The organism is Microbacterium timonense (genome assembly GCF_900292075.1).
Classification (GTDB): domain Bacteria; phylum Actinomycetota; class Actinomycetes; order Actinomycetales; family Microbacteriaceae; genus Microbacterium; species Microbacterium timonense.
Genome location: NZ_OLMV01000001.1, coordinates 501,375 through 527,791, shown reverse-complemented (window position 1 = coordinate 527,791; position 26,417 = coordinate 501,375). Strand labels below are relative to the sequence as shown.

Sequence of the window (26,417 nt, the reverse complement as noted above, 5' to 3'; positions counted from 1 at the left end):
CGGTAGACTTGGCGCATGAGCGAGCCTTCGATCTTCACGCGCATCCGCAACGGGGAGATCCCGTCCGAGATCATCGCGGAGACCGAGAACGCCTTCGCCATCCGCGACATCGCACCGCAGGCGCCCGTGCACCTGCTGGTGATCCCCAAGACCGAGGAGTATCGGAACGTCGTCGAACTGGCGGCCGGCGATCCGGAGCTCATGGCGGAGCTCGTGGGGCTGGCGAACACGCTGGCCACCGAGCACTCCGACGGAGACTTCCGCCTCGTGTTCAACACCGGACCCCATGCGGGTCAGACCGTCTTCCACGTGCACGCCCATGTGCTCGCGGGAGGCCTGGAAGAGAAGAGCGTAGGTGCCTGACCAACCTGCTGACGACATCCCGAGCGACCGCGGCACGACGGTCGAGCGCATCTGGGCCGACGGGGTCGCAATGGTGCAGCTGCTGGGTCCGCAGGACCGGCTGCTGCGGGTCGTCGAGAGGGAGCATCCCGAGGTCGACGTCCACGTCCGCGGCAACGAGATCACCCTGACCGGGGATGCCGCGGCCGTCGCCGCCGCCAAGTCGCTCGTCGACGAGCTCCTCGCGATGACGAAGGCGGGACATGCGCTGGGCGAGGAGGACGTCGCCTCCTCGAACCGCATTCTGCGCAGCGAAGGCGGTCCTCGCCCGTCCGAGGTGCTCGGCGAGGCCATCCTGTCGTCCCGCGGCAAGGTGATCCGGCCCAAGACACTGGGTCAGAAGGCGTACGTGGATGCGATCGAAGAGAACACGATCGTCTTCGGCATCGGCCCCGCGGGCACGGGCAAGACGTATCTCGCGATGGCCAAGGCCGTCCAGGCGCTGCAGCGCAAGGAGGTCAGCCGCATCATCCTGACGCGGCCGGCCGTGGAGGCGGGGGAGCGGCTCGGCTTCCTGCCGGGCACTCTGACCGACAAGATCGATCCCTATCTGCGGCCGCTGTACGACGCCCTCAACGAGATGATGGATCCGGAGCTCGTGCCCAAGCTGATGGCGACGGGCACCATCGAGGTCGCGCCGCTCGCCTACATGCGCGGCCGAACGCTGAACGACTCCTTCGTGGTGCTCGATGAGGCGCAGAACACCACGCCCGAGCAGATGAAGATGTTCCTGACGCGACTGGGCTTCGGCACACGCATGGTCGTCACCGGCGACATCACGCAGATCGACCTGCCGCAGGGAGCCTCCGGCCTCCGGCTCGTGACCCGTGTGCTGGGCGACATCGACGACATCCATTTCGCCTATCTGACCAGCGACGACGTCGTCCGACACACGCTGGTGGGACGGATCGTCGACGCCTACAGCGAATACGACGAGCGCCGTCTGGCCGCCCGCCGAGAGCGGGACGAGGCATCCGAGTTCGCCAACCGCGCCGAGCGGCGCGCGGCCACCGTCCGCCCGGGCGGGCCGCGTGATCACCTTCCCAAGCGAGGACGCGCATGACCATCGAGATCGGCAACGAGTCCGGTGTGGCCGTCGACGAGACGGTGCTGCTGCGGCTGATGGAGCACAACCTCTCGGAGCTGCACGTCAGCCCCGACGCCGACGTGGCGATCCTCCTCGTCGACGAAGGAGCGATGGAGGCGCTGCACGTGCAGTGGATGGACGAGCCCGGTCCCACCGACGTGCTGAGCTTCCCCATGGACGAGCTGCGCCCGGGCACGGAGGACGCCCCCACCCCTGCGGGCCTCCTGGGCGACATCGTGCTGTGCCCGCAGGTGGCCGAGACGCAGGCGGTCGCGGCCAAGCACTCCACGCTGGACGAGCTGATCCTTCTCACCACTCACGGGCTGCTGCACCTGCTCGGATTCGACCACGCCGAGCCCGAAGAGGAGCGGGAGATGTTCGGCCTGCAGCGGGAGCTCATCGCGTCGTTCCACGCGGCCGAGCGGCGACGACCGCGCGCATGACCGCCGCCGCCCTCCTCGTCGTCGCGGCGCTGCTGCTCGCCTTCGGCGCCCTCATGGTCGCCATCGACGCCGCTCTCGGCGTGACATCCCGCGCCGACCTGGCCGAGCTGGCGGCCGAGGGCCGCAACGCAGGGTCCCTCCGACGCATCGCAGCCGATCCCGAAGCCCACAGCAACGCCGTGCTCTTCATCCGGGTGCTGGCCGAGACGACCGCCGCGGTGCTCGTGACGGTCGCGTTCGTGGACCTCTTCGACAACATCTGGTGGGCGATGCTCGCCGCCGCGGTCCTCATGACCGGGGTCTCCTACGTCGTGGTGGGCGCGAGCCCCCGCACCGTCGGCCGGCTCCACGCGAAGGGGCTGCTGCGCGGTGCCGCGCCGGTCATCCGGGGCGTGAGGGTGATCCTCGGACCGCTCGCACACGGACTGGTCGCCCTGGGCACCCGCATCACGCCCGGCGCGTCACGCGGCTCCTCGTTCGCCTCCGAGGAGCAGCTCCTCAGCATCATCGACGAGGCCGCCGAGAACGAGCTCATCGAACAGGACGACCGGGAGCTCATCCATTCGGTGTTCGACTTCACCGACACCTTCGTCCGCGCCGTCATGGTGCCGCGGACCGACATGGTGACGGTGGATGCCTCGACCTCGACGCGCGACGCCATGAAGGTGTTCCTCGAGAAGGGGGTGTCGCGGGTGCCGATCGTCGACGACGACGCCGATGACGTCGTCGGCGTGCTGTACCTCAAGGACCTCGTGCAGTTCGGCTTCCGCGACGAGACGGGGTGGCGGGATGCCCCGATCAGCCGCATCGCCCGTCCGGCGGTCTTCGTGCCGGAGTCGATGAAGGCCGAGACGCTCCTGCAGCAGATGAAGCGCGACGCGGTCCACGTGTGCCTCGTCGTGGACGAGTACGGCGGCGTCTCGGGCCTGGTGACACTCGAAGACCTGATCGAGGAACTGGTCGGCGACATCTCCGACGAGTACGACCCCCGGGCGGCCGAGGTGACCGAGCTCGAGCCGGGCCACTACCGGGTGAGTGCGCGGCTGGGTCTGGACGAAGTGGGCGACCTGTTCGGCATGGAGCTCGAGGACGACGACGTGGATTCGATCGGCGGACTGCTCGGCAAGGCGCTGGGACGCGTTCCGCAACCGGGCGCCACCGCGGAATACGCCGGCCTGCTGCTCACGGGCGGGGCCTCGCGCGGGCGCGGACGCGGGATCTCGACCGTGTTCGTCGAGCGCAGCGCCCAGGCTCCGGATCCCGGCCGATCTCCACGCACGGGCGAGATCCGCGTCCTCGGACCGCGTACCGGCGAGACCCGGATCCCGAAGAAGGAGGAGACCTCATGAGCGACCGCGACACATCCGCTGCTCCGGATCCTGCCCGACGGGAATCCGACTCCGCCGATGCGCCCGCGCCGGTCCCCGGGGGTGCCGGACGTTCCGGCTTCGTCACCTTCGTGGGGCGACCCAACGTCGGCAAGTCGACGCTCACGAACGCGCTGGTGGGCGAGAAGGTCGCCATCACCAGCGACAAGCCGCAGACCACGCGGCGCGCGATCCGCGGCATCCTGAACCGGCCCGGCGGTCAGCTCGTCATCGTCGACACGCCGGGACTGCACAAGCCGCGCACGCTGCTCGGGCAGCGCTTGAACGACCTCGTCGAGCAGGTGCTGGGAGACGTGGACGTCATCGGCTTCTGCGTGCCGGCGACCGAGAAGGTGGGCCCGGGTGATCGCCGCATCGCGGAGTCGCTGAGCGGCTACCCCCGCGCCAAGAAGGTCGCCATCGTGACCAAGACCGACGCCGCCCCGCGCGAGCAGATCACAGAGCGCCTCATCGAGGTCGATCAGCTCCGCGAGGACTGGGCGGCGGTGATCCCGCTGTCGGCGCTCACCCGCGACCAGCTCGATGTGCTGAGCGACGAGCTGCTCGCTCTGATGCCGGAAGGTCCCGCGCTGTACCCCGAGGGCGTGGTCACCGACGAGTCCACAGAGGACCGGATCGCGGAGATCATCCGCGAGGCGGCGCTGGACGGCGTGCGCGATGAGCTGCCGCACTCCATCGCGGTCGTGGTGCAGGACATCGCCCCGCGCGAGGACTCCGACCTCACCGACGTGTACGCCGACATCGTCGTCGAGCGCGACAGCCAGAAGGCGATCATCATCGGGCACAAGGGTTCACGGCTGCGGGACGTCGGCGCACGAGCGAGGGCGGGGATCGAGCCGCTGCTGGGCACGCGGGTGTATCTCGGTCTGCACGTGCGGGTGGCCAAGGAGTGGCAGCGGGACCCCAAGCAGCTCGGTCGTCTCGGCTTCTGACGCGGCTGGCGGTCACCGCGCGCGGCGGGTCGCGCGTAGAATCCACGCGTGTCCAGGCGCTTCGATGCCGAGCCCGGACCGACGCCTCGGCATCCACCACTGCACGCTCTCGACGATGAGGAGAACCATGCGCACCCTGATCTCGACGTCTTTCGTCTCGCTCGACGGCAAGCTCGACCCCACGGGCGGTGATCCCGAGCTCCGCGACACCAAGTGGACGTTCAAGACGGTCGATTTCCTGCCGGAGGTGTACGAGCTCAAGGGCCGCGAGCAGGAGGAAGCAGGCGGTCTGTTGCTCGGCCGGCGCAGCTACGAGCTGTTCGCGCCGGTGTGGCCGGGCATGGCCGAGTTCACGATCTACAAGGACCTGCCGAAATGGGTCGTCTCGACCACCCTGACCGACGACGATCTGGTCGACGACTGGGGCGAGAACACGATCCTGCGTTCACTGGACGACGTCGCCCGCCTGAAGGAGGACACCGAGGGCGGCCCGCTCCTCGTCCACGGCAGCGCGTCGCTCAACCGGGCCCTGCAGGAGGCGGGACTCATCGACCGCTATCACCTCCTGGTCTTTCCGGTGCTGCTCGGGGCCGGAAAGCCGCTCTTCACCGACGCCGACATGGCCGCGCAGCGCGTCGACGTCGTCGAGCACGAGGTGTACGCGAACGGCGTGCAGAAGCTCGTACTCGACGTCGTGCGCTGACCCGTTCCGACATCCGCCGTCACCTGCTTCGACCCGCGCTTGCCACGGGGTGTACGCTGAGTGCATGCGCTTCGGCGGGCTCCTTCTTCTTAGCCGCCGCGACGAGGCTTCGTACTGAGGGCCTTTCTCGTCGCGGCGATTCGTGTTGGCCCGCACCACCCGACGAGGAAGCAGCCATCATGAACAACACTCAGAAGCCGTCCGGGATGCCGATCCACAAGTATCGGCCCTTCCACGAGCAGATCCGCGTGCATCTGCCCGACCGCACCTGGCCGGACCAGCGCATCACGACCGCGCCGCGCTGGTGCGCGGTCGACCTGCGCGACGGGAACCAGGCCCTCATCGACCCGATGAGCCCCGAGCGCAAGCGCATCATGTTCGACCTGCTCGTGCAGATGGGCTACAAGGAGATCGAGGTCGGCTTCCCTTCGGCGAGCCAGACCGACTTCGACTTCGTCCGCCAGCTCATCGAAGAGGACCTGATCCCCGACGACGTGACGATCCAGGTGCTCACGCAGGCGCGCGAGCACCTCATCGAGCGCACCTACGAGTCCATCGCCGGGGCCAGGCAGGCGATCGTCCACCTGTACAACTCGACGAGCGTGCTGCAGCGCGAGGTCGTGTTCCGCACCGATCGTCAGGGCATCATCGACATCGCCCTCGAGGGTGCGCGCCTGTGCCGCCGGTTCGAGGAGCGCATCCCCGAGACGAAGGTCTTCTACGAGTACTCGCCCGAGAGCTACACGGGGACCGAGCTGGAGTTCGCCGTCGACGTCTGCAACCAGGTGCTCGACGTCTTCGAGCCGACACCCGAGCGCAAGGTCATCATCAACCTGCCCGCCACCGTCGAGATGGCGACCCCGAACGTCTACGCCGACTCGATCGAGTGGATGAGCCGTCACCTCAACCATCGTGAGAACGTGATCCTGTCGCTGCATCCGCACAACGACCGGGGGACCGCGATCGCCGCGGCCGAGCTCGGCTACATGGCCGGCGCGGACCGCATCGAAGGATGCCTCTTCGGGAATGGCGAGCGGACCGGCAACGTCGATCTGGTCGCGCTGGGTATCAACCTCCTGACGCAGGGCATCGACCCCCAGATCGACTTCAGCGACATCGACCAGGTCAAGCGCACGGTCGAGTACTGCAACCAGCTGCCGGTGCACGAGCGCAGCCCCTGGGCGGGCGACCTGGTGTTCACCGCCTTCAGCGGCTCCCACCAGGACGCCATCAAGAAGGGCTTCGAGGCGATGGAAGCCCGCGCTGCGCAGCGGGGCGTCGGTGTCGACGAGATCGAGTGGGCGGTGCCCTACCTGCCGATCGACCCGAAGGATCTGGGGCGCTCGTACGAGGCCGTCATCCGCGTCAACTCGCAGTCCGGCAAGGGGGGAGTGGCCTACCTGCTGAAGACCGATCACTCGCTGGATCTGCCGCGAAAGCTGCAGATCGACTTCTCGGGCGTGGTGCAGGCCAAGACCGACGCCGAGGGCGGCGAGGTCACCAGCGAGCAGATCTGGCGCATCTTCACGGACGAGTACCTGCCCTCCGAGGTCGCCGACGAGCGCTGGGGCCGGTTCGAGCTGCTCGCCATGAGCACCCGCAGCGACCTGTCGGGCGACGTCGCGCTGGACATCACCCTGCGCGACGGGGACGACCGGTTCCAGGCATCCGGCCGAGGCAACGGCCCGGTGGCGGCCTTCCTCGAGATCATCCGCGCGCAGGGGTTCGACGTGACGCTGTACGACTACGTCGAGCATGCTCTCAGCGCCGGCGGCGATGCACAGGCCGCCGCCTACGTCGAACTGCAGGTCGATGGTGAGCGCCTCTGGGGCGTGGGCATCGACTCCGACATCTCGACCGCATCGCTCAAGGCGATCGTGTCGGGGGTGAACCGCGCGATCCGCACGCGGGAGCGCTCAGGGGCCCTCGCGGCCGTCTGAGCGCGAACCGTCGACGGGTGTGCACGGGCGACCCCCGTGTGCACCCGTCGGTGTGTGCGCCTTCGGTCGCTGGGCGCGCGGGGAACGAGCGAGACGAAACGCCGATGCCTCAGGGCTTGACGATCGGGATCGTCGACGTCTCGACCGCGACCTTGCGGCGATACAGAGCCCGCTGCTCGGGCAGAGAGATGTCGAACATCACCGCGAGCAGCCGGATGACAGCGGTCACCACGATGCCGATGGCCGAGGCGATGACCACGTCGAGCCCGAGCTCATGGGCGACGGCCAGGACGAGGCATCCTGCCCCCGCCGCGACGGCGTAGAGCGAGCCGACGTGCATGATCGCGACGGGCAGACCCATGATCATGTCGCGCAGGATGCCGCCGCCGACCGCGGCGCAGACGCCGACGAAGACGGCGGGAACGAGCGGGAGCCCGAGCACCAGCGCCTTGCTCGTGCCGAAGGCGCCGAACAGACCGATCACCAGCGCGTCGAGGCCGACGATGACGGCGTTGAGCCGTTGGAAGAGCCCGGCCAGCAGCATCCCGAGCAGTGCGGCCCCGGTCGCCGTCAACAGGTACCAGTTGCTCTGCAGCGTGGTCGGCGTGACGTTCAGGAGCAGGTCGCGGATGAGACCGCCCCCCATTCCGACCACGATGCCGATGATGGCGACGCCCAGCAGGTCGAGCCGGCGCTGGCCCCGGAAGCCCGAGGCGAACAGGGCCCCCTGAATGCCGCCGAGGCCGACAGCGGTGAGGTCCGCCCACAGGGGGATCACGAAGACCGGCTCGTTCACCCCTCCATTGTCGTCGCGATCGGCGCAAGGCGCCCGCGCTGCATCACCAGGGGCGGTTCAGGTGTCACGACACGCGGCAACCGGCGGGGCGATACGGCGTGTCGTGACACCCGAACGGCGCCGGCCCACGCGGTACCGAGCGCTCAGGGGATGCGCAGACTCAACGTGCGTCCGTGCACTTCATCGCGAATCATCGGCGCTTTCTCCGCGACATCTCACGAGCGCTGCACCGTCTGCATGATGTCGCTCCATCGCAAGGTCGAGCGGGCCGGCGGTTCAGGTGTCACGACACGCGGCAACCGGCGGGGCGATACGGCGTGTCGTGACACCCGAACGAGGCAGCGGAGCCTGTCGCCACGCAACGCGCCCGCCTCGCCCGATCCGCGAGGCACGCAGGGATAATTGACGGGTGCCCACCTACCGCGACGAAGTCGTGGTCCTGCGCACCCACAAGTTGGGTGAGGCCGACAGGATCGTGACGATGCTCAGCCGCCGCCACGGCAAGCTGCGCGCCGTCGCGAAGGGCGTGCGGCGCACCTCGTCGCGCTTCGGGGCACGGCTGGAGCCGTTCATGGTCGCCGACGTGCAGCTCTACCAGGGCCGATCGCTCGACATCGTGCAGCAGGCGGAGTCGCTGGGATCCTACGGGGCCGACATCGCGGCCCACTACGACCGCTACACGTCCGCTCACGCCATGGTCGAGGCAGCGGACCGGCTCAACGAGGCCGAGGCGACGCCGCAGCAGTACCTACTGCTGGTCGGTGGGCTGCGCGCGCTCTCACGCGGCGAGCACGCCGCCCGCAGCGTGCTCGATTCGTATCTCCTCCGCGCGATGGCGCTATCGGGGTGGGCCCCAGGTTTGGGTGAATGCGCCCGGTGCGGGCGGACGGGCCCGCATGACACGTTCGTCGCCCAGCAGGGCGGCATCGTATGCCGCGACTGTGCGCCGGTCGGCGCTGCGCGGGTGGATGCCTCGACGGTCTCACTGCTGCAGTCGCTCATGGCGGGGGAGTGGGATGCCGTGGATGCCGCCTCTCCGGGTTCCAGCGCAGCCGCCTCGGGTCTCATCGCCGCGTACGCGCAGTGGCACCTGGAGCGGGGCATCCGTTCGCTCTCGCACGTGTCCACGGCCCTTCAGGAAGGCACCCGGTGACCCCCAAGCCTTACACGCACCGGGACGCCGTCCCGTATCGACCATTGGACTGGACCGGCATCTACCCGCCGGACTACCCGCGAGGTGCGGTACCCAACCACGTGGCCATCGTGATGGACGGCAACGGTCGCTGGGCGAACCGGCGGGGTCTGACACGCATCGAAGGACACAAGGCCGGTGAGGCGGCGCTGCTCGACGTGGTGGCCGGCGCCATCCAGGCAGGCGTCAGGCATCTGTCGGTGTACGCATTCTCGACGGAGAACTGGTCGCGCTCACCGGACGAGGTCCGCTTCCTCATGGGCTACAACCGCGACGTGCTCCACCGCCGTCGCGACCAGCTGAACGAATGGGGCGTGCGCATCCAGTGGGCAGGGCGCAAGCCCCGCCTGTGGTCGAGCGTCATCAAGGAGCTCCAGTTCGCCGAGCGGCTCACCGCCGGCAACGATGTGCTGACCCTCACGATGTGCGTGAACTACGGCGGGCGCATCGAGCTCGTCGACGCCATGCGGTCGATCGCGGACGATGTCGCGGCCGGCCGCCTCCGGCCCTCGGCGGTGTCGGAGAAGCTCATCCAGCGGCGGCTGTACCGGCCCGACATGCCCGATGTGGACCTGTTCCTCCGCTCGAGTGGGGAGCAGCGCACCTCCAACTTCCTCCTCTGGGAGTCGGCGTACGCCGAGTTCGTCTTCCTCGACACGCTGTGGCCCGACTTCACCCGCGAGGACCTGTGGCACGGCATCGACGTCTACCTCGGGCGGGAACGCCGATTCGGCGGCGCGGTGGACGTGCCGCAGGCCCCCAGCGCCTGACGACCGCCCAGACGACTGCCCCGGGCGGGTACCGACGGACGGCGCCGGGCATTTCACGCATTCTGCGCGATGTCGCCCCTTGCGACCGGGAGTTGACTCGCCGGTGTAGTGTCGCCGCGCACGAACCGACCCTCTCCGGAAGAAGGAAGCAATGCTGCACAAGCGCGATTCGATCCGTGACGACCTTCTCGACGAGGTCTTCTCCGCGTCGGACCTGTCGATCTCGATGCCGAAATACCGGATGCCCGACAAGGAGCACCTCGCCCGGCACGCCTACCAGGTGGTCTCGGACGAGCTCATGCTGGACGGCAACTCTCGACAGAACCTCGCGACGTTCTGCCAGACGTGGCTCGAGCCCGAGGTGCGTCTGCTCATGACCGAGACCCTCGACAAGAACATGGTCGACAAGGACGAGTATCCGCAGACGGCGGCCATCGAGGAGCGCTGCGTGCACATGCTCGCCGACCTGTGGAACTCGCCGGATGCCGCGAACACGGTCGGGACGTCGACCACCGGCTCCAGCGAGGCGGCGATGCTCGGTGGCATGGCCCTGCTGTGGAAGTGGCGGGCACGGCAGCGCGCCGCCGGCAAGCCCACCGACAAGCCGAACCTCATCACCGGTCCCGTCCAGGTGTGCTGGCACAAGTTCGCCCGATACTGGGATGTCGAGCTGCGCGAGATCCCGATGGAGGGCGACCGGCTTCTCATGACGCCCGAGGAGGTCATCAAGCGCGTCGACGAGAACACGATCGGGGTGGTGCCGACGCTCGGCGTCACCTTCACCGGCGGGTTCGAGCCGGTGCAGGCGGTCAGTGACGCGCTGGACGCGCATCAGGAGGAGACCGGGCTCGATATCCCGATCCACGTCGACGGCGCCAGCGGGGGGTTCCTCGCGCCCTTCACCGCACCGCACATCGTCTGGGACTTCCGGCTGCCACGGGTCAAGTCGATCAACACGTCCGGTCACAAGTTCGGCCTCGCCCCCCTCGGGGTCGGCTGGATCGTGTGGCGGGATGCCGAGGACCTTCCCGAGGAGCTGGTCTTCAACGTGAACTACCTGGGCGGGAACATGCCCACGTTCGCGTTGAACTTCTCCCGTCCCGGCGGCCAGATCGTGGCGCAGTACTACACGTTCCTGCGGCTCGGCCGCGAGGGATACCGCAAGGTCCACCAGTCCTGCTACGACACCGCGATGTACCTCGCGAGCGAGATCGCCAAGCTCGGGCACTTCGAGATCATCAACGACGGCAGCCCGCAGGCCGGGATCCCCGCGGTGTCGTGGAAGCTCAAGGAGGGCGTGGACCATCCCTTCACGCTCTTCGACCTCGCCGACCGCCTGCGTGCGCGGGGATGGCAGGTGCCCGCGTACACCATGCCGGCGGATCGGCAGGATCTCGCCGTCCAGCGCATCCTGGTGCGCGCCGGCTTCAGCCGTGACGAAGCCGCCCTCCTCATGGACGACTACCGCGCCGCGATCGCGCACTTCGACCGGCACCCCATCACCGTCCCCATGACCGAGGAGGAGGCGGGCGCCTTCCACCACTGAACACGGGTCGCCGGCAGCCGGGTCCGCCCCGCACGTTACGATCATCCGGTGCGCACGCCCCGGACCCGGACGACCCGCCTCCGCCGCGAATCGTGGGGATTCGCCATCGGCTCCGTGTTCTTCGCCGTCGGCGTGGTGCCCTCGTATGCCGGTGCCGTGGGCGCGGTGTGGGACGCGGCGACCTTCTTCGCCGGATCGATCTTCTTCACCCTCGCCGCCTTCATCCAGCTCGCGCTGAGCGGTCGCCGTCCGCCGCGGCGCTCGTCCTCGCGTGCGGACTTCGCCGACTGGTGGTCGGCGGCCATCCAGTTCGTGGGCACGCTGCTGTTCAACGTCAGCACCGGTGCCGTGCTGATCGGCGCGCTGCACTCGTCCGCGGCCGCGTCGACCGGATGGAAGCCGGATGCCTGGGGATCGGCCGCCTTCCTGCTCTCCAGCGGCGTCGCCCTCGTCGCCGCGTATCGCCGCCACGAGCTGTGGGACCCGGACGCACGCACGGCGCACGGCACCTGGCTGAACATGGCCGGCTCAGTCGCCTTCGGCTTCTCGGCGGTCGGCGCGTACGTCGTTCCGGCAACCGGCGATCTCTACAGCCTTCAGTGGGTGAACCTCGGCACGTTCCTCGGGGCGGTCTGCTTCTTCCTCGCAGCGGTCCTCGCCCGTCGGTCGCTGGAATACGAAGTACGCCACGGCGAGTTGTCCTCAACATGACGGATGCCATCAAGATCGACGTGTGGAGTGACATCGCCTGCCCCTGGTGCTACATCGGCAAGCGCAATCTGGAGAAGGGGCTGGCCGAGGCATCCGGTGACGACGACGCTCCCGCCGTGGAGGTCGTGTTCCATTCGTTCGAGCTGTCGCCCGACACCCCCGTGGACTTCGAGGGCGGCGAGACGGACTACCTGGCCACCCACAAGGGCATCTCGCCGGCGCAGGCGCAGCAGATGCTGGAGCGGGTCACCGGCGTCGCCGCCGATGCGGGCCTGGAGTATCGCTTCGATCTCCTCAAGCACACCAACACCGTCAAGGCGCATGAGCTGCTGCACTTCGCGAAGGAACAGGGACGGCAGCACGAGATGGCGGAGCGGCTGATGTCGGCGTACTTCACCGAGGGACGCCACCTCGGCCGTGAGGATGAACTCGTCGAGCTCGCCGCCGAGGCGGGTCTCGACGCCGACGCCGCGCGCGAGGCGCTCCAGAGCGGTCGGTATCTGCCGGCGGTCCGCGCCGATCAGGCGCAGGCGAGCGCGTACGGCATCAACGGCGTGCCGTTCTTCGTGATCGACGGCAAGTACGGTGTGTCAGGTGCGCAGCCCGCCGAGGCGTTCGCGCAGATCGTCCGGCAGGTGTGGGCCGAACACCGCGAGCCTGCGGACGCAACGGCCTGAACCGCGCGGGGATCGTCGTGGTCGGCGATCCCCGCGCGCGCGTCACCGGGGGAGGTTCGCCTCGATGACCTCGACGACGGCGGGGTCGTCCGGCTTGACGTTGGGGCGGAAACGATGGATGCCGCCGGCGGGCGTCAGCACGAACTTCTCGAAGTTCCACACGATCGGACCCTTCTTGCCCTCGGCATCACGGGCCTTCTTGAGCGCCTTGTAGACCGGCGCCGCACCCGGGCCGTTCACCTTCACCTTGTCGAAGACGGGGAAAGTCACCCCCCATGTGGTGGTGCAGTACTCGAGGATCTCTTCGATGGAGCCCGGCTCCTGGCCCATGAACTGGTTGCAGGGGAACCCCAGCACCGTGAAGCCCCGGTCCGAGTAGGCCCGCTGCAGCTGCTCCAGCTGCTCGTACTGCGGCGTCAGCCCGCATCGGGACGCGACATTGACGACGAGCAGCACCTGATCGCCGTAGTCGGCGAGGGTCGCGGTGCCGCCGTCAGCCGTCTGGAAGGGGATCTCGCGCAGGTCGGTCGTGGTGGCCTCGGTCATAACCCCCAGGCTAAGCCCCTCACAGGCAGGAAGGCCGTTCAGCCAAGGGCCGGATTCCTGTACGAGAATGGAGTCGTGACGACTGCCCTCGCCCCGGCGCCCACGCGGCCGGATACCGCTGCGCGCCCCCTGCGCATCGGTCCCATCACGCTGGCCGCCCCCGTCGTCCTGGCTCCTATGGCCGGCATCACGAACACGGCCTTCCGGCGCCTGTGCCGCGAGTACGGGGCGGGCCTCTACGTCAGCGAGATGATCACGACGCGTGCCCTGGTCGAACGGAACGCCACCACCATGCGCCTGATCACCCATCACGAGTCCGAGACGCCGCGCTCCATCCAGCTCTACGGCGTGGACCCCGCGACCACTGAGGCGGCGGTGCGGCTGCTGGTCGAAGAGGACCGCGCCGATCACATCGATCTGAACTTCGGCTGCCCGGTGCCCAAGGTGACACGCAAGGGCGGGGGAGCCGCGCTGCCGTGGAAGCTCGGACTGTTCCGCGAGATCGTGACCCGTGCCGCGCGCGCCGCGGGGGAGGTGCCGCTGACCGTCAAGATGCGCAAGGGCATCGATTCGGATCATCTGACGTACCTCGACGCGGGAAGGATCGCCGAAGACGCGGGCGTCGCGGCGGTCGCCCTTCACGCCCGCACGGCCGCCGAGTTCTACTCCGGCCACGCCGACTGGTCAGCCATCGCCGCCCTGAAGGATGCCGTCACGAGCGTGCCCGTCCTCGGCAACGGCGACATCTGGTCGGCCGATGACGCGGCGCGCATGATGGCCGAGACCGGCTGCGACGGCGTAGTCGTCGGGCGCGGGTGCCTCGGTCGTCCATGGCTGTTCGGCGAACTGGCACGCACCCTCGGCGGCCCCGCGGCGGTGGCGCCCGACGCCGAGACCGTCGATGCGACGCTCGGCTTCGTCGCCGCGGCCTTCCGGCGACACGCGGAGCTTCTCGTCGAGTTCTTCGACGACGAAGCCCGGGGCTGTCGGGACATCCGCAAGCACGTCGCCTGGTACTTCAAGGGATACCCCGTGGGCGGCGAGCTCCGCGCGAGCCTGGCGACCGTCTCCAGCCTGGCTGAGATCGACGCTCTGGTGGCGACGATGGACCTCGATGCGCCGTACCCCGGCGCCGCCGCCGAGGGGCAGCGCGGCCGCGCCGGCACGCCGAAGCGCCCGGCCCTCCCCGACGGCTGGCTGCAGTCGCGTGAGCTGGGCGCCGAGGCATCCACCGCATTGGCCGACGCGGAACTCGATCACAGTGGCGGGTGATCTCGCCGGCGCGTCGGACCGCCCGGTGGGGTACGACGACGCCGACGCCGCGCGTTTCCACCCCGAGCAGCACCGGTCGCAGCGAGATGACTTCGCACGCGACCGGGCACGCGTGCTGCATTCGGCCGCACTGCGGCGCCTGGCTGCGAAGACCCAGGTGCTCAGTCCCGCCAGCCCGGCCGACTTCGCGCGCAACCGGCTGACGCACTCGCTCGAAGTGGCCCAGGTCGGACGTGAGCTTGCCACCGCCCTGAGCCTGGCCGCGGATGTGGTGGACACGGCATGCCTCAGCCACGATCTCGGACACCCGCCGTTCGGTCACAACGGCGAACGCGCGCTCAACGAATGGGCAGAGGGGTTCGGGGGATTCGAGGGCAACGCCCAGACGCTCCGGATCCTGACGCGCCTGGAGCCCAAGGTGATCGACGCGGAGGGGCGCAGCTTCGGGCTCAACCTGACCCGTGCCAGCCTGGATGCCGCCTGCAAGTATCCGTGGACGGCGGACCACCCGCTTCCCGACCCGGGCGGGCGCCTGAAGTTCGGCGTGTACCCCGAGGACGAGGAGGTCTTCCACTGGCTGCGCGCCGATGCTCCCGGCCGGGTGCGGTGCATCGAGGCCGAGGTGATGGACCTCTCTGACGACATCGCCTACTCCGTGCACGACTTCGAAGACGCGGTGGTCAACGGCTACCTCGACCCGGCGCGCCTGGTGGACCCGCGCGAGCACGACTGGCTGCTCACGGCGATCCAGTCGTGGGTGGGTTTCGACTACGCCCGTGACGAGCTGGAGGACGCGCTGTTCCGGCTGACACGGATGCCGGAGTGGATCGACTCCTTCGACGGCACACGGTCGGCGCTGGCGCGCTTGAAGAACCTCACGTCCGACCTCATCGGCCGTTTCGCACGCGCCGCCACGACCGCGACGCGCGATTCCTACGATGCCTCGGTGCTCACCCGCTACCGCGGTCACCTCGTGGTGCCGCGCGTGGTTGAGGCGGAGATGGCCGTGCTGAAGGGCATCATCGGCGCGGCCGTCGTCTCGATCGAGGGACGCAAGGACCTCTACAAGGAGCAGCGTCGTGTGCTCAAGCGCTTGGCGACCGCCCTGTGGGAGCGGCCAGAAGCGCTGGACCCGCTGCACGGTCAGGACTTCGCCGCCGCGCAGACGGATGCCGCGCGCCGCCGTGTCGTCGTCGACCAGGTCGCGAGCCTGACCGACCAGCTGGCCATCGCGTGGCACGGCGCGCTCGTGGGGGCCGTTGATCCGGCATCGGTCGGGGTCTGGGCTCCGGGAGCGCGGCCGGTGGACGGCACGACGGCGGCGATGCGGGCCCCGGGAGGCCGTTGATGCCAGGACGGATCCGCCAGGCCGACGTCGATGAGGTCAAGGCCCGCACCAACATCGCCGACATCATCGGAGAACGTGTCGCGCTGAAGTCCGCGGGCGTCGGGTCGCTGAAGGGGCTGTGTCCGTTCCACGACGAGCGCAGCCCGAGCTTCAACGTGCGACCGCAGGCGGGCTTCTACCACTGCTTCGGGTGCGGCGAATCCGGTGACGTGTACTCGTTCCTGCGGGCGATGGATCACGTCACGTTCACGGAGGCGGTCGAGCGGCTCGCGAGCCGCATCGGCTACACCCTGCACTACGAAGACGGCGGCGCCGCTCCGGAGCACACCGGACGCGCGCGACTGTACGCCGCGAACGCCGCCGCCGCCGAGTTCTTCCGGTCACAGCTGATGTCGCCCGAGGCCGACATCGCCCGTCGATTCCTCGGTCAGCGGGGGTTCGACGCGGGGGCAGCGGGGCACTTCGGGGTCGGCTATGCGCCGAAGGGCTGGTCGGGCATGCACGCGGCGCTGCGCGCTCAGGGCTTCTCGGACGAGGAGCTCAGCTCGGCCGGTCTTGTCTCGCAAGGTCAGCGCGGGGTGTACGACCGCTTCCGCGGCCGCGTCGTGTGGCCGATCCGCGACGTCACCGGCCAGGTGATCGGGTTCGGCGCGCGCCGGCTGTACGACGACGACAACGGGCCGAAGTACCTCAACACCCCCGAGACGACGCTCTACAAGAAGGCGCAGGTGCTGTACGGCCTGGATCTGGCCAAGCGCGAGATCTCCCGCCAGCACCGGGTGGTGGTCGTCGAGGGGTACACCGACGTCATGGCGTGCCACCTCGCGGGCATCACCACGGCGATCGCGACATGCGGCACCGCATTCGGCTCCGACCACATCACGGTCCTCCGCCGGGTCATGGGCGACGACTCGACGGCCGGTGAGGTGGTCTTCACGTTCGATCCTGACGCGGCCGGCCAGAAGGCGGCGCTCCGGGCGTTCGCCGATGCCAAGCGCTTCAACGCGCAGACCTACGTCGCGACGGGCCCGGAGGGGCTCGACCCCTGCGACCTGCGTCTTGCTCGCGGCGACGGCGCCGTGCGGGCGCTTCTGGAGACCAAGGCCCCGATGGTCGAATTCGTGCTCGACCAGCGCATCTCGGGCTACGACCTCGCCAGCGTCGAAGGGCGCGTGGGGGCGCTGCGCGCCGCAGCCCCGGTCGTGGCGGAACTGCGCGATCCTCTCCTGCAGCCTGAGTACGTGCGGGTTCTGGCCCGTCGTCTCGGCATGGACACCGAGGACGTGCGCCGCGAGGTCGAGCGTGCCGGCCGCGGTGGCAGACGAGAGGCCGGCGCCGCACCCGAACCGACCGCTCCGCCACCCGCGGACGGCTCGCTGCGGGTGACGCTGGCGACCCTTCCGCGCACTCCCGAGGTGGGGCTCGAGCGCGACGCGCTCATGGGCGTGCTGCAGTTCGGGCACCGCATGGACGCCGCCCTGGTCGCACGTGCGCTGGATCTGCCGTTCCGGCATCCTGCGCTCGATGCGGTGCGCGCGGCAGTCCGCGAAGCGCCCGACATGCAACGCCCCGGATGGGCGGCGGATGCCGTGGCAGCCGTCCGTGAGCCGTACCGGGCGTTGGCGGCGGAGCTGCTGGCCGGGGACTTTCCCGCCTTGAGTGACGACGCCGCGGTCGTGTCCGCAGGGGATCTGGCTCGGCGACTCGTGCTGCGTGGCCTGGACCGAGAGAAGGCCGAGCTTCTGGGTGCGATCCAGCGCGTGCCGGCCGATTCCGAAGAGGGTCGCCGCATCAGGCTGCGCCTGCGCGAGATCGACGCGAGTCGCCAGGCACTGGCCGCAGAGGCGTGACCAGCCCCGGTCGGCTGGCTTCCTGGCGCGCCGCACGGCAGGATGAAGTCATGGCTCGAAGACGAGACGCGGAGTTCGCCATCGACTGCTCTGATCTGTCCATCGCCCGCGCGGCACGCGGCGGCGCCGCGCAGCGCGTGGTCGACGGCGTCTCGTTCCGGCTCGCCCATGGCGGCATCCTCGCTGTCATGGGGCCGACGGGGTCGGGCAAGTCCTCGCTGGCCGCGGTCCTCGCCGGCGCCGATGAGCCCGGGCTCGCGGTGGTCGGCGGCAGCGGCCTGGTGGAGGGGATCCCGGTCCGCCATCCCGGGCGGGCGCATCGCTATCTGACGTACTACGCCGGTTACATGCCCCAGTCGGCGGGTGCCCGGCTTCCGGCGCGACTGACGGTGGCCGAGGTCATCGGCGAACCGATCACCAGCCGCGACCGGCGCGTGAGCGCGCGAGCGCTCGCCGTGCGTGTCGCCTCCCTGCTCGACGAGATGCTGCTGCCTCTGGGCGCGTCGGCGAAGTATCCGTACGAACTGAGCGCGGGCATGCGCCAGCGCGTTGCGCTGGCACGCGCGCTGGTGCTTCAGCCTCGCGTTCTCGTCGCCGACGATCCGTTCGCGAACATGGACGTCGAGGTCCGCAAGGCGGCACGCGAGGCGATCATGCGCCGCCGCCGGGACCTCGGGATGGCCGCTCTCGTGATCACCAACGAGCGCGAGGCGATCAAGGAGCTCGATGCCGACGTGCTCGTCCTGCGGGCAGGTCACGCGGTCGCCTTCGGGCACGGCACGGACGATCTTCTCTGGACGCCCAGCGGTGAGGCCGATCGGCGGCTGGTCGGCTCCTGAGGGCCGGCGGTGGTCATCGCACCGCCGGAGCTTTGCTAATATGGACTGGTTGCCCGCGCGAGCGCGGAGCACATTCCTCCATAGCTCAATTGGCAGAGCAATCGGCTGTTAACCGATAGGTTCTTGGTTCGAGTCCAAGTGGGGGAGCGGATCGGCCCCGAGCTCCACCTCGGGGCCTTTCTTCATCGTGAGGGCCGCATTCTCCGACCGGTTCACGTGGGTGTGCAGGCCTCACGCCTCGAGGTCGTCCACCCCGGGCGTCCATGCGCTGCCGGGGCGCCCCCACCCGCGCTTGCGGGCGATCTTCTGCACCGTCTTCCAGTCACCGTCGTCCAGGCGGTCGATGTAGAGCACCCCGTCGAGGTGGTCGAACTCGTGCTGCATGATGCGGGCACGCCACCCGTCCACCTGGATGCGCACCGGCTCGCCTTCGAGGTCGATGCCCGTCACGAGCACTTCGTCCGAGCGGCGCAACGGGAACCGTTCCCCCGGGAATGACAGGCACCCCTCGGATTCCTCGTCCGGGTCCGGCGAGCCCGGCTCGAGCGGTCGCATCCACAGCTCCGGGTTGATGATCACGCCCCGCCAGGGTGCCCCGTCGTCATCGGTGTACGTGTACGTGTAGATGCGCAGCGGAACGCCGACCTGCGGTGCGGCCAGCCCGACACCGGGGGCGGCATCCATCGTCTCGAACATGTCGGCGACGAGCGCGCGGATCTCGTCGGTGATCTCGTCGACCGGGGAAGCAGGGGAGTGCAGGACGGGATCGCCCATGATGCGAATCGGGAGAACAGCCACGCCTTGAGCCTATCGAGCGACGCCTGCGGCTAGTGTCGATGTGTGGTGTGGACGGCGGTGGAGCTCGAGGACGTGGGCGATCAGCTCGTCGGCGCCTTCCAGAACCCCGGCATCCTCATCGGCATCCCGCTGGCGCTCCTCGGTGCGGTGTTCATGTCGTTCGGCGCCCAGTACCAGCATCGCGGCGTCACCAAGGTCGAGCGCCTGAGCGGTACCCAGGGGAGTCAGGGAGGACTGGACGCCAGCCACCTGCTCAAGCTCCTGGCGCGGCCGTCGTGGGTGATCGGCACGCTGATGCTGGGCCTGGCGATCGTGTGCCAGCTGGCCGCTCTCGCCTTCGCACCACTGATCGTGGTTCAACCGCTCGGCGCGGTCGCGCTCGTCATCACCACGCTGCTGAACGCCCAGATCAGCGGGCACAAACCCACGAAGCGGTCTCTCACCGCGATCGGTGCCTGCGTGGGCGGCATCTTCGTCTTCGTGACGATCGCGGCGCTGTTCGCGACCGAGAAGCCGGTGTCGAACGCACAGCTCGTCACGATCCTGGTCCTGCTGGGCGTGGTCACCGTGGTGTTCGCGGGACTGTGGATCTGCTTGCGGAAGCGGATGGGCCCGCTCTTCTACATCATCGCGGCCGGCGTCATCTACGGCTTCGTGGCGACGCTTGCCAAGGTGGTGATCGAACGGATCAAGGCCAGCGACTTCGACTGGCTGACATTCACCTGCCTGGCCGCGCTCATTCTCGGGGCGATCGTGGGCGCCTACTTCGTGCAGAGCGCCTACGCGTCGGGGCCGCCTGACCTCGTGGTCGCCGGCCTGACCGTGATCGACCCCATCGTGGCGATCATCATCGGTCTCACCGTGTTGCAGGAGGCGGCCGGCGCGCCGCTGTGGGTGTACATCGCCTTCGCCGTCGTGGGCGCTGTGGCGGTGTGGGGCGTCTTCCAGCTCGCGCGCCACCATCCCCAGGTGCTCAGCGAGAGCCAGGAGCTGCCCATCCAGCGGGGAAGCAGTGGCGGAACAGTGGATGCCGCACACCCGCGCACCGGGTCCATCAAGGTGACCGAGGCCGTCGCGAAGGTCTGGCCCGAGCCGCCGGTCAAGGACCGCGCCGACGATCCCGATCGGCGCTGACACCGACGACTCGTGCACGAGCGGTAGGCTCTTGTCCGCGCACGTTGCGCGCGCGGGGCGGTGGCCAAGCTGGTCAAGGCAGCGGGCTCATAACCCGACGATCGTGGGTTCAAGTCCCACCCGCCCTACAGATGTGAGCCGTCGCACAGAGGTGGCGGCTGTCTCTTCGTGTCGAGTCGGTTCCCGGCGTCCGCATGATCCGGCGCGCGCGAAGCTCGAATGCACCGACCCGGCGCAATTCGTTCACCCTCCTTACTTTCGGAGGGGGTGGCCTGTTGACGCGACTTCCTTTGCGTGTAGCGTCGTCGCCAGCAACTGTTCCTCGCATCTCGGAGGCGAACGATGAAGTTCTTGCAGAGGCTCGGCAGATCGATCATGCTGCCGGTGGCGGTGCTGCCGGTGGCGGCGATCCTGTCCGGCATCGCGTTCTGGGTCAGTAACGGCGGCAAGTCGCCTAACCTGGTCTCAACGTTCCTGGGCGCGGCCGGCGGCTCGCTGCTCGACAACATCGCCCTTCTGTTCGCCGTGGGCATCGCCCTCGGGATGGCGAACAAGTCCGATGGCACGTCGGCGCTGGCGGGACTGGTCTCATGGCTGGTCGTGACGACTCTGCTCAGGCCCGAGACCGTCATGGTGTTCACCGGCGTGGATGACGTCAATCAGGTCGACCCGGCGTTCCTCAAGGTGCAGAACGTGTTCGTCGGCATCATCTGCGGTCTCATCGGCGCGTTCTGCTACAACCGCTTCAAGGACACGAAGCTGCCCGACGCCCTCTCGTTCTTCTCCGGCAAGCGGTCCGTCGCGATCGTGACCGCGGGCTTCTCGCTCGTGCTCGCCATCGTGCTGTTCTTCGTGTGGCCCTTCATCTACACCGGCCTGGTCACATTCGGCGAGTGGATCGTGACCCTCGGCCCCGTCGGCACGGGCATCTACGGATTCCTCAACCGCCTGCTGATCCCGGTGGGTCTGCACCACGCGCTCAACTCGGTGTTCTGGTTCGATGTCGCGGGCATCAACGATCTGAACAACTTCCTCGCCGGCGAGGGTACGTACGGGGTCACGGGACAGTACATGACCGGCTTCTTCCCCATCATGATGTTCGGGTTGCCCGGCGCGGCGCTGGCGATGTACCTCACGGCCAAGACCACCCGCAAGAAGCTGGCGTACGGCATCCTGCTCGGCGGCGCCGTGTCGTCGTTCTTCGTGGGCGTCACCGAACCGCTCGAGTTCGCGTTCATGTTCCTGGCGCCCGTCCTGTATGTGGTGCACGCGGTCTTCACGGGCATCTCGATGGCCATCAGTCAGATCCTTCCCGTCCGCATGGGCTTCGGCTTCTCGGGAGGCTTCGTCGATCTCGTACTGGGATGGTCGAACCCGATGGCACAGAATCCCTGGCTGATCCCGGTGATGGGCGTCTTCTGGTTCTTCATCTATTTCGGAGTGTTCTACTTCTTCATCAAGCGCTTCAACCTCAAGACCCCCGGTCGCGAGGACGACGACATCCTCGCCGACGACACCGAGTACGACACCCGCTCTGCCGATGACAAGTACCTCGTCACCGGGAGCCGCTTCATCGATGCCCTCGGTGGGAAGGACAACATCCTCGAACTGGAGAACTGCGCGACCCGCCTGCGCCTGGAGATCGACGACGTCAGCAAGGTCGACGACACGGCCCTCAAGCGCGCCGGTGCCGCCGGAACGATGAAGCCGGGCGGCAAGTCCGTGCAGGTCGTGTACGGCACGAACGTGCAGTTCGTGAAGGACGCGATGGAGCAGATCATGTCGGGGCGCGCCGAAGCGCCGACCGGTGCCGCGCCCGAACCGGCCGTGGCACCGGCGGCCGGGAGCACCGCGGTCCTGACGGACGCGGCGACCACGACCACCGTCTCGCTCCGTCAGCCGCTGGAGGGCACCGTCGTTCCGCTGTCGCAGGTGCCCGACGCGACCTTCGCCGAGGGGATCATGGGTCCGGGCGTGGCGATCGAGCCCACCGGTGACACCGTGGTCGCGCCCGCCGACGGGACGATCGGCGCCACCTTCGACACCGGCCACGCGGTCGCCCTGGTGCTCCAGGACGGCACGGAGCTGCTGATCCACGTCGGCATCGACACGGTGCAGATGAAGGGCGACGGCTTCCGCACCCTCGTGGAGAAGGGCCAGAAGGTGGCCGCGGGGACGCCCCTGCTGCGCTTCGACCTGGCGAGGATCAAGGCCGCGGGTCACCCCGCGATCACGCCGGTGATCGTCCTCAACAACGAGAACGCGTCGATCGCGTTCGACTGACCGGCATCGATGCGCCGAAGGCGGGATGCCTCACCACGAGGCATCCCGCCTTCGGCGCGGTCCGCTACATGGCATTGCCGATGTAGGAGTACTTCACGAACACCTCGGCGGCCAGCCCCGCCTCCTCCAGCACACCCTGCACGGCGCTCAGCATGTAGCTGGAGTCCCACCCCATGTAGAGGGAGTGCTGGTCGTCGAGCCGGTCCCATTGGCCGTTCCACGACTCCGCGGTGTAGACGGGCCCGCCGCGCCGCGCGCTGTAGCGCTCGACGGCATCGCGGGCGTCGGCCCACAGTCGCTTGAAGACGCGGTTGAAGAGGTACTTCACGTCGGGCACTTCCCAGTGCTCTCCGCAGTACTCGACGTAGGACCACTCGCGCTGCCATCCGGGCGGCCACCCGCGGCGGCGCACCGCGTCCAGGATCGGGGTGAGGCCGTCGTCGTCGATGGCCGGACCGCCCGGACGCTGGAACACCTGCACGAACCTCTCGGTCAGCCCAGCGGAGCGCTCGGCGATCGCTGCCGTGCCCCATGAGTCGATCTGCGCCAGGTCGGCGGTCGTCGAGACGGCGCTGCGGGCATACAGCGACTTCTTCTCGGGGAAGGATCGATCGAAGGCGCGAACGGCCAGATCCTCCTCGAGCACCGTCAGGTTGCCGATCGTCTTCGCCAGCGCGCGATGGCTGTTCTGTTCGTCGTCGCTGTACGACGCCCACTCGCGGACGCCGTCGCCGGTCCATGAGTCTCCCGGCGCCAGCGGGAAGATGTGCTCGACGTCGAGCCCTGCCAGCCCGTCCACCCCGGCGATACGGCCGAGGATGTAGGCCGCATGCGGCAGCTCCGAGTACTTGAGCGCCACCGCGACGCGCTCGTCCGACGGTGTGATGCGCGAGATCGCGGCGACCAGGGCCGCAGGCCCTTCCTCGCGTGCACGGCACAGCCGAGCGACCAGGCGCTCGACGCCGGTACCGACCACGGAGCGCCGCACGACCAGCGACTGCACCATCTCCAGCGTGTCGATGAGCTCATCGCGCCCGATGCGCGCGAGCTCGAAATCGCGGTAGGCGCGCATCAGCAGGGGGTACATGTCGGTCCCGAAGGTGTTCACGTACCGGAGGTGACGTCCGATCTCGTCGTCCGGCGCCTCGTCGGGATCCCGCAGGATGCGATACACGTGCGAGAGAGCCCGCCATTCCTCCGCGTACGCCACGAGCCGGCTGAAGTCCAGGCGCGGGAACTCGCTCCGGAAGGCGTCGTAGACCCCGCGCCCGCCGACCACGGTCGCCTCGCGGCCGGTCCGCATCGTCAGATACTGCCGCCAGAACTCCGCGATCGCGTCGCCGGTGTTCTGTTCGATGGCCTGCCAGTACTCGGCTTCGATCCGACGCTGCTCGCCGTGGCTGAGCCCCATGAGCACGTAGTTGTGGATGAGCTCATGGTCCCGCAGCGGCTCGCCTGTGGAGTTGAGGCTCTCGAAGATCTGCTGGGCATTGGCGCCCGATCCCAGCGTGATCGCCACGTGCTCGAGCTTCTGCAGTCCGCGCCAGATGTGCGGCGCCTCCTCGAGGCTGATCTGACTGCGGAAGAACGCATAGTTGTCGTCGAACCGGGAGTCGCGCTGCTCACCGGGCGGAAGCGGCAGGTCGAGGACGACGCGCTCATACACCGAGGCCCACGCACGGTGCGGTCGGAGCTTGGTGCGGGTGGCGTCATCGGCGTGCACCAGCACCCGCTGCAGGTCGCGCGCGAGCTGCGGATCGGCATCGCGCACCGTGTGGTGGAGTGCGGCGACCAGCAGCATCAGCGTCGTGGTGCGCTGCTGGCCGTCGATGAGCACGAGCTCGGCATCCCGTCCCTCCCTGCTGGAGGAGGAGAGGATGGAGCCGATGAAATGCATGTGCCGATCATCGAGGTCGGCCACCGCACGGATGTCGGCCAGGAGCTGCTCGCAGCCGCCGATGTCCCAGCGATACTGTCGCTGATACACCGGAACCACGATCGTCCGGTCCGCGGCGGACAGCCATCCGATCGTGTTGACAGCGGTCGCATCGACGTTCGTGGCACTCACCATGGCCCGTCCAGTCTATGCGGGGCAAGGGTGCGTCCCCCTTTCCCGGGCCGTCGATCCGGCTGCTCCGAGGCCCCGAGGTAGGCTTGCCTAAGTTGAGCCTGTAAAAACGCGCTGGCTCGCTGACCGAAAGGCATGATTCGTCATGGGTTACATCAAGTCCGCCGCTCTCGAAGAGACCGGCTTCGTGGTGCTCGACTCCTACAACGAGGAGATCGACCCGCAGGAATGGCTGTCGATCGAGTACGTCGACTGGAAGTCCTCGGGTGACACCCGCTTCGCGCCACTGGCCTCAGCCAAGGGCGAGATCGAGTGCAACGGCTTCTGGAACCACACTCCGCCGCGCACCGACAAGGACGGCGTCTGGATCCCGTCGCAGACCGAGAAGGCGCCGACCCTCACGCGCCGCGCGCAGGAGCCGGGCGCCAACGTGGGCCGCTGCCGCATCATCGAGCTGCAGCCCAACACGTACGCCGACGCGCTGTACAACCTGCACCAGGACGACAACAACCGCCTCAACCCCGACGGGACCGGCTGGGTCGTTCGTGGGTTCTTCAACCTCACCGACGACAAGAACAGCTACTTCGTGCTGCGTGAGAACCGTACCGACCCCAGCATCGAGTACCGCGTTGCCCTGCCCGCGGGCGCGCAGCTGATCGTCGACACCCAGCGGCTGTGGCACGCCGTCGCCCACTACGGCGACGCGGCGCGCTACTGCCTCATCACCTCGTGGGAGTCCGGTCCCGAACTCGACGCCTACATCGAGAAGTACCACGGCAAGCCGACCACCGACCAGGTCGAGGTCGCACAGGATGTGCTCGACGCCGGCCAGGCCGAGCAGGCCCGCCGGGATGCCGCGCGCGCGGCGTACTACGCCGCCAAGGGCAAGGCCGAGGTCCAGGCGATGAGCGAGGCCTGAGCCTCGATCGCACGCGACAGGGCGGTGGAATCACACTCTTGTGATTCCACCGCCCTGTCGGCGATAATGGCGGCAGCACAACCGAACAGCAGTCGTGACAACCGTCGCAGGTCGTAGGGGAAGACGCACCTGATGAACGGAGAGATCATGGCGACACAAAAGGCGCGTGGAGTGATCTTCATTCACTCTGCGCCACGCGCGTTGTGCCCCCACCTGGAGTGGGCAGTCGGGCGCGCCCTCGGGCGTGCCGTCAGCTTCGACTGGGCCGACCAGCCCGTCCTGGCAGGCAGCCGTCGCGCAGAGTTCTACTGGGAGGGCGCCGCGGGCACCGGTTCGGCGCTCGCCACGGCGATCCGGGGCTGGGAGCACCTGCGCTTCGAGGTCACCGAGGATCCGACTCCGCGCAGCGACGGCGGCCGGTGGCTGCACACACCGGGCCTCGGCATCCACTACGCGCAGACCGACAGCGCCGGCAACGTCGTGATCGGCGAAGACCGGATCCGGTACGCCATGGAGATCGCCGGGGGAGACGCGGCCGAACTGCATCGGGAACTGCAGGTCGCGCTCGGCGCCGCCTGGGATGAGGAGCTCGAGCCGTTCCGGCACGCGAGCGACGACGCGCCGGTGGTCTGGCTTCACAAGGTCGGCTGAGACGCGCCGGGTGTCGGAAAGCGACGAAGGAGCGATTTAGCACTCACGAAGACGCAGGCGGTGCGAGGCGCCACTACCGAGGCTCGGAGGCCGTGAATCCCGGGCAGCGGGACCGCGAACCA

At 68.6% G+C, this 26,417-nt stretch carries 24 protein-coding genes and 2 tRNA genes; 22 read left to right on the top strand and 4 right to left on the bottom strand.

Annotation, left to right across the window (positions count from 1 at the left end):
- Positions 1 to 15 precede the first annotated feature (15 nt).
- The 7 genes from C9992_RS02560 (at position 16) to leuA (ending at position 6,895) form a co-directional block, all read left to right on the top strand.
- Positions 16 to 363 carry an HIT domain-containing protein gene (locus C9992_RS02560; protein WP_106814009.1) on the top strand — a complete coding sequence of 116 codons (348 nt, stop codon included), beginning with the start codon at positions 16 to 18 and terminating at the stop codon, positions 361 to 363.
- Positions 364 to 433: 70 nt separating this feature from the next.
- Positions 434 to 1,465: a PhoH family protein gene (locus C9992_RS02555; protein WP_235008022.1), complete on the top strand. Its 1,032-nt coding sequence runs from the start codon at positions 434 to 436 to the stop codon at positions 1,463 to 1,465.
- Complete coding sequence (gene ybeY / locus C9992_RS02550) at positions 1,462 to 1,932, top strand: rRNA maturation RNase YbeY (RefSeq protein ID WP_106814008.1); 471 nt, start codon at positions 1,462 to 1,464, stop codon at positions 1,930 to 1,932. The genes C9992_RS02555 and ybeY overlap by 4 nt, the downstream gene beginning before the upstream one ends.
- A complete protein-coding gene (locus C9992_RS02545) occupies positions 1,929 to 3,281 on the top strand; it encodes a hemolysin family protein (protein WP_106814007.1) in 1,353 nt (450 codons plus the stop codon). Before ybeY ends, C9992_RS02545 begins: the two co-directional genes overlap by 4 nt.
- Positions 3,278 to 4,252, top strand: coding sequence for a GTPase Era (era, locus tag C9992_RS02540; RefSeq protein WP_235007930.1), 975 nt, complete (start codon positions 3,278 to 3,280; stop codon positions 4,250 to 4,252). Before C9992_RS02545 ends, era begins: the two co-directional genes overlap by 4 nt.
- 127 nt (positions 4,253 to 4,379) lie before the next feature.
- Entirely contained in the window at positions 4,380 to 4,955 is a 576-nt protein-coding gene (locus C9992_RS02535) for a dihydrofolate reductase family protein (protein ID WP_106814006.1), read from the top strand.
- A 179-nt stretch (positions 4,956 to 5,134) separates the two neighbouring features.
- Entirely contained in the window at positions 5,135 to 6,895 is a 1,761-nt protein-coding gene (leuA, locus tag C9992_RS02530) for a 2-isopropylmalate synthase (RefSeq protein WP_106814005.1), read from the top strand.
- Between the two features lie 109 nt (positions 6,896 to 7,004).
- Here leuA and C9992_RS02525 read toward each other — a convergent pair whose 3' ends face one another.
- Positions 7,005 to 7,691, bottom strand: a complete 687-nt coding sequence (locus C9992_RS02525; RefSeq protein WP_106814004.1) for a trimeric intracellular cation channel family protein — start codon at positions 7,689 to 7,691, stop codon at positions 7,005 to 7,007.
- Positions 7,692 to 8,100: 409 nt separating this feature from the next.
- Here C9992_RS02525 and recO point away from each other — a divergent pair, with 409 nt between their 5' ends.
- The 5 genes from recO to C9992_RS02500 all read left to right on the top strand — a co-directional run bounded on the left by recO (position 8,101) and on the right by C9992_RS02500 (position 12,587).
- Entirely contained in the window at positions 8,101 to 8,844 is a 744-nt protein-coding gene (recO, locus tag C9992_RS02520) for a DNA repair protein RecO (protein WP_106814003.1), read from the top strand.
- Entirely contained in the window at positions 8,841 to 9,653 is an 813-nt protein-coding gene (locus C9992_RS02515; RefSeq protein WP_106814002.1) for an isoprenyl transferase, read from the top strand. The genes recO and C9992_RS02515 overlap by 4 nt, the downstream gene beginning before the upstream one ends.
- A gap of 151 nt (positions 9,654 to 9,804) precedes the next feature.
- Entirely contained in the window at positions 9,805 to 11,199 is a 1,395-nt protein-coding gene (locus C9992_RS02510) for a glutamate decarboxylase (RefSeq protein WP_106814001.1), read from the top strand.
- Between the two features lie 48 nt (positions 11,200 to 11,247).
- Positions 11,248 to 11,910, top strand: coding sequence for a hypothetical protein (locus C9992_RS02505; RefSeq protein WP_106814000.1), 663 nt, complete (start codon positions 11,248 to 11,250; stop codon positions 11,908 to 11,910).
- On the top strand, positions 11,907 to 12,587 hold the full coding sequence (locus tag C9992_RS02500) for a DsbA family oxidoreductase (RefSeq protein ID WP_106813999.1): 681 nt from the start codon (positions 11,907 to 11,909) through the stop codon (positions 12,585 to 12,587). Before C9992_RS02505 ends, C9992_RS02500 begins: the two co-directional genes overlap by 4 nt.
- Positions 12,588 to 12,629: 42 nt before the next feature.
- On the opposite strand, the gene C9992_RS02495 is transcribed toward C9992_RS02500, so the two are convergent.
- On the bottom strand, positions 12,630 to 13,133 hold the full coding sequence (locus tag C9992_RS02495) for a glutathione peroxidase (protein WP_106813998.1): 504 nt from the start codon (positions 13,131 to 13,133) through the stop codon (positions 12,630 to 12,632).
- Between the two features lie 75 nt (positions 13,134 to 13,208).
- Between C9992_RS02495 and dusB the strand changes: the two genes are divergently transcribed.
- From dusB to C9992_RS02470, 5 genes are all read left to right on the top strand, one after another.
- Positions 13,209 to 14,405 (top strand): tRNA dihydrouridine synthase DusB, encoded by a 1,197-nt coding sequence (dusB, locus tag C9992_RS02490; protein WP_106813997.1) that lies wholly within the window; start codon positions 13,209 to 13,211, stop codon positions 14,403 to 14,405.
- Positions 14,395 to 15,753 carry a deoxyguanosinetriphosphate triphosphohydrolase gene (locus C9992_RS02485; RefSeq protein WP_106813996.1) on the top strand — a complete coding sequence of 453 codons (1,359 nt, stop codon included), beginning with the start codon at positions 14,395 to 14,397 and terminating at the stop codon, positions 15,751 to 15,753. Before dusB ends, C9992_RS02485 begins: the two co-directional genes overlap by 11 nt.
- Positions 15,753 to 17,603 carry a DNA primase gene (gene dnaG, locus C9992_RS02480; RefSeq protein WP_106813995.1) on the top strand — a complete coding sequence of 617 codons (1,851 nt, stop codon included), beginning with the start codon at positions 15,753 to 15,755 and terminating at the stop codon, positions 17,601 to 17,603. The genes C9992_RS02485 and dnaG overlap by 1 nt, the downstream gene beginning before the upstream one ends.
- Positions 17,604 to 17,653: 50 nt before the next feature.
- Positions 17,654 to 18,442, top strand: a complete 789-nt coding sequence (locus C9992_RS02475) for an ATP-binding cassette domain-containing protein (protein ID WP_106813994.1) — start codon at positions 17,654 to 17,656, stop codon at positions 18,440 to 18,442.
- Between the two features lie 74 nt (positions 18,443 to 18,516).
- Positions 18,517 to 18,589, top strand: a tRNA-Asn gene (locus C9992_RS02470).
- Between the two features lie 84 nt (positions 18,590 to 18,673).
- On the opposite strand, the gene def is transcribed toward C9992_RS02470, so the two are convergent.
- A complete protein-coding gene (gene def / locus C9992_RS02465; RefSeq protein WP_106813993.1) occupies positions 18,674 to 19,240 on the bottom strand; it encodes a peptide deformylase in 567 nt (188 codons plus the stop codon).
- Positions 19,241 to 19,282: 42 nt separating this feature from the next.
- On the opposite strand from def, the gene C9992_RS02460 reads away from it, so the two are divergent.
- The 3 genes from C9992_RS02460 to nagE all read left to right on the top strand — a co-directional run bounded on the left by C9992_RS02460 (position 19,283) and on the right by nagE (position 22,657).
- Complete coding sequence (locus C9992_RS02460; RefSeq protein ID WP_200826205.1) at positions 19,283 to 20,374, top strand: DMT family transporter; 1,092 nt, start codon at positions 19,283 to 19,285, stop codon at positions 20,372 to 20,374.
- Between the two features lie 54 nt (positions 20,375 to 20,428).
- Positions 20,429 to 20,502 (top strand) — tRNA-Ile (locus C9992_RS02455).
- 214 nt (positions 20,503 to 20,716) lie between these two features.
- On the top strand, positions 20,717 to 22,657 hold the full coding sequence (gene nagE / locus C9992_RS02450; protein WP_106813992.1) for an N-acetylglucosamine-specific PTS transporter subunit IIBC: 1,941 nt from the start codon (positions 20,717 to 20,719) through the stop codon (positions 22,655 to 22,657).
- A gap of 64 nt (positions 22,658 to 22,721) precedes the next feature.
- Here the strand turns inward: nagE and C9992_RS02445 are convergent, their stop codons facing one another.
- Entirely contained in the window at positions 22,722 to 24,728 is a 2,007-nt protein-coding gene (locus tag C9992_RS02445; RefSeq protein ID WP_106813991.1) for a DUF262 domain-containing protein, read from the bottom strand.
- A 142-nt stretch (positions 24,729 to 24,870) separates the two neighbouring features.
- On the opposite strand from C9992_RS02445, the gene C9992_RS02440 reads away from it, so the two are divergent.
- Together C9992_RS02440 and C9992_RS02435 are read left to right on the top strand one after the other, a co-directional pair.
- Entirely contained in the window at positions 24,871 to 25,644 is a 774-nt protein-coding gene (locus tag C9992_RS02440; RefSeq protein ID WP_106813990.1) for a hypothetical protein, read from the top strand.
- Between the two features lie 147 nt (positions 25,645 to 25,791).
- A complete protein-coding gene (locus C9992_RS02435) occupies positions 25,792 to 26,295 on the top strand; it encodes a DUF3145 domain-containing protein (RefSeq protein ID WP_106814594.1) in 504 nt (167 codons plus the stop codon).
- The last annotated feature ends 122 nt before the right edge of the window (positions 26,296 to 26,417 follow it).

Bases quoted from the DNA above. Each gene is read 5' to 3' on its own strand.
- C9992_RS02445 (WP_106813991.1), bottom strand. From the start codon at position 24,728: ATGGTGAGTGCCACGAACGTCGATGCGACCGCTGTCAACACGATCGGA.
- C9992_RS02545 (WP_106814007.1), top strand. From the start codon at position 1,929: ATGACCGCCGCCGCCCTCCTCGTCGTCGCGGCGCTGCTGCTCGCCTTC.
- C9992_RS02500 (WP_106813999.1), top strand. From the start codon at position 11,907: ATGACGGATGCCATCAAGATCGACGTGTGGAGTGACATCGCCTGCCCC.
- C9992_RS02535 (WP_106814006.1), top strand. From the start codon at position 4,380: ATGCGCACCCTGATCTCGACGTCTTTCGTCTCGCTCGACGGCAAGCTC.
- ybeY (WP_106814008.1), top strand. From the start codon at position 1,462: ATGACCATCGAGATCGGCAACGAGTCCGGTGTGGCCGTCGACGAGACG.
- C9992_RS02555 (WP_235008022.1), top strand. From the start codon at position 434: ATGGTGCAGCTGCTGGGTCCGCAGGACCGGCTGCTGCGGGTCGTCGAG.
- dnaG (WP_106813995.1), top strand. From the start codon at position 15,753: ATGCCAGGACGGATCCGCCAGGCCGACGTCGATGAGGTCAAGGCCCGC.
- C9992_RS02440 (WP_106813990.1), top strand. From the start codon at position 24,871: ATGGGTTACATCAAGTCCGCCGCTCTCGAAGAGACCGGCTTCGTGGTG.
- nagE (WP_106813992.1), top strand. From the start codon at position 20,717: ATGAAGTTCTTGCAGAGGCTCGGCAGATCGATCATGCTGCCGGTGGCG.
- C9992_RS02560 (WP_106814009.1), top strand. From the start codon at position 16: ATGAGCGAGCCTTCGATCTTCACGCGCATCCGCAACGGGGAGATCCCG.
- C9992_RS02510 (WP_106814001.1), top strand. From the start codon at position 9,805: ATGCTGCACAAGCGCGATTCGATCCGTGACGACCTTCTCGACGAGGTC.
- leuA (WP_106814005.1), top strand. From the start codon at position 5,135: ATGAACAACACTCAGAAGCCGTCCGGGATGCCGATCCACAAGTATCGG.
- C9992_RS02435 (WP_106814594.1), top strand. From the start codon at position 25,792: ATGGCGACACAAAAGGCGCGTGGAGTGATCTTCATTCACTCTGCGCCA.
- C9992_RS02495 (WP_106813998.1), bottom strand. From the start codon at position 13,133: ATGACCGAGGCCACCACGACCGACCTGCGCGAGATCCCCTTCCAGACG.
- era (WP_235007930.1), top strand. From the start codon at position 3,278: ATGAGCGACCGCGACACATCCGCTGCTCCGGATCCTGCCCGACGGGAA.
- C9992_RS02475 (WP_106813994.1), top strand. From the start codon at position 17,654: ATGGCTCGAAGACGAGACGCGGAGTTCGCCATCGACTGCTCTGATCTG.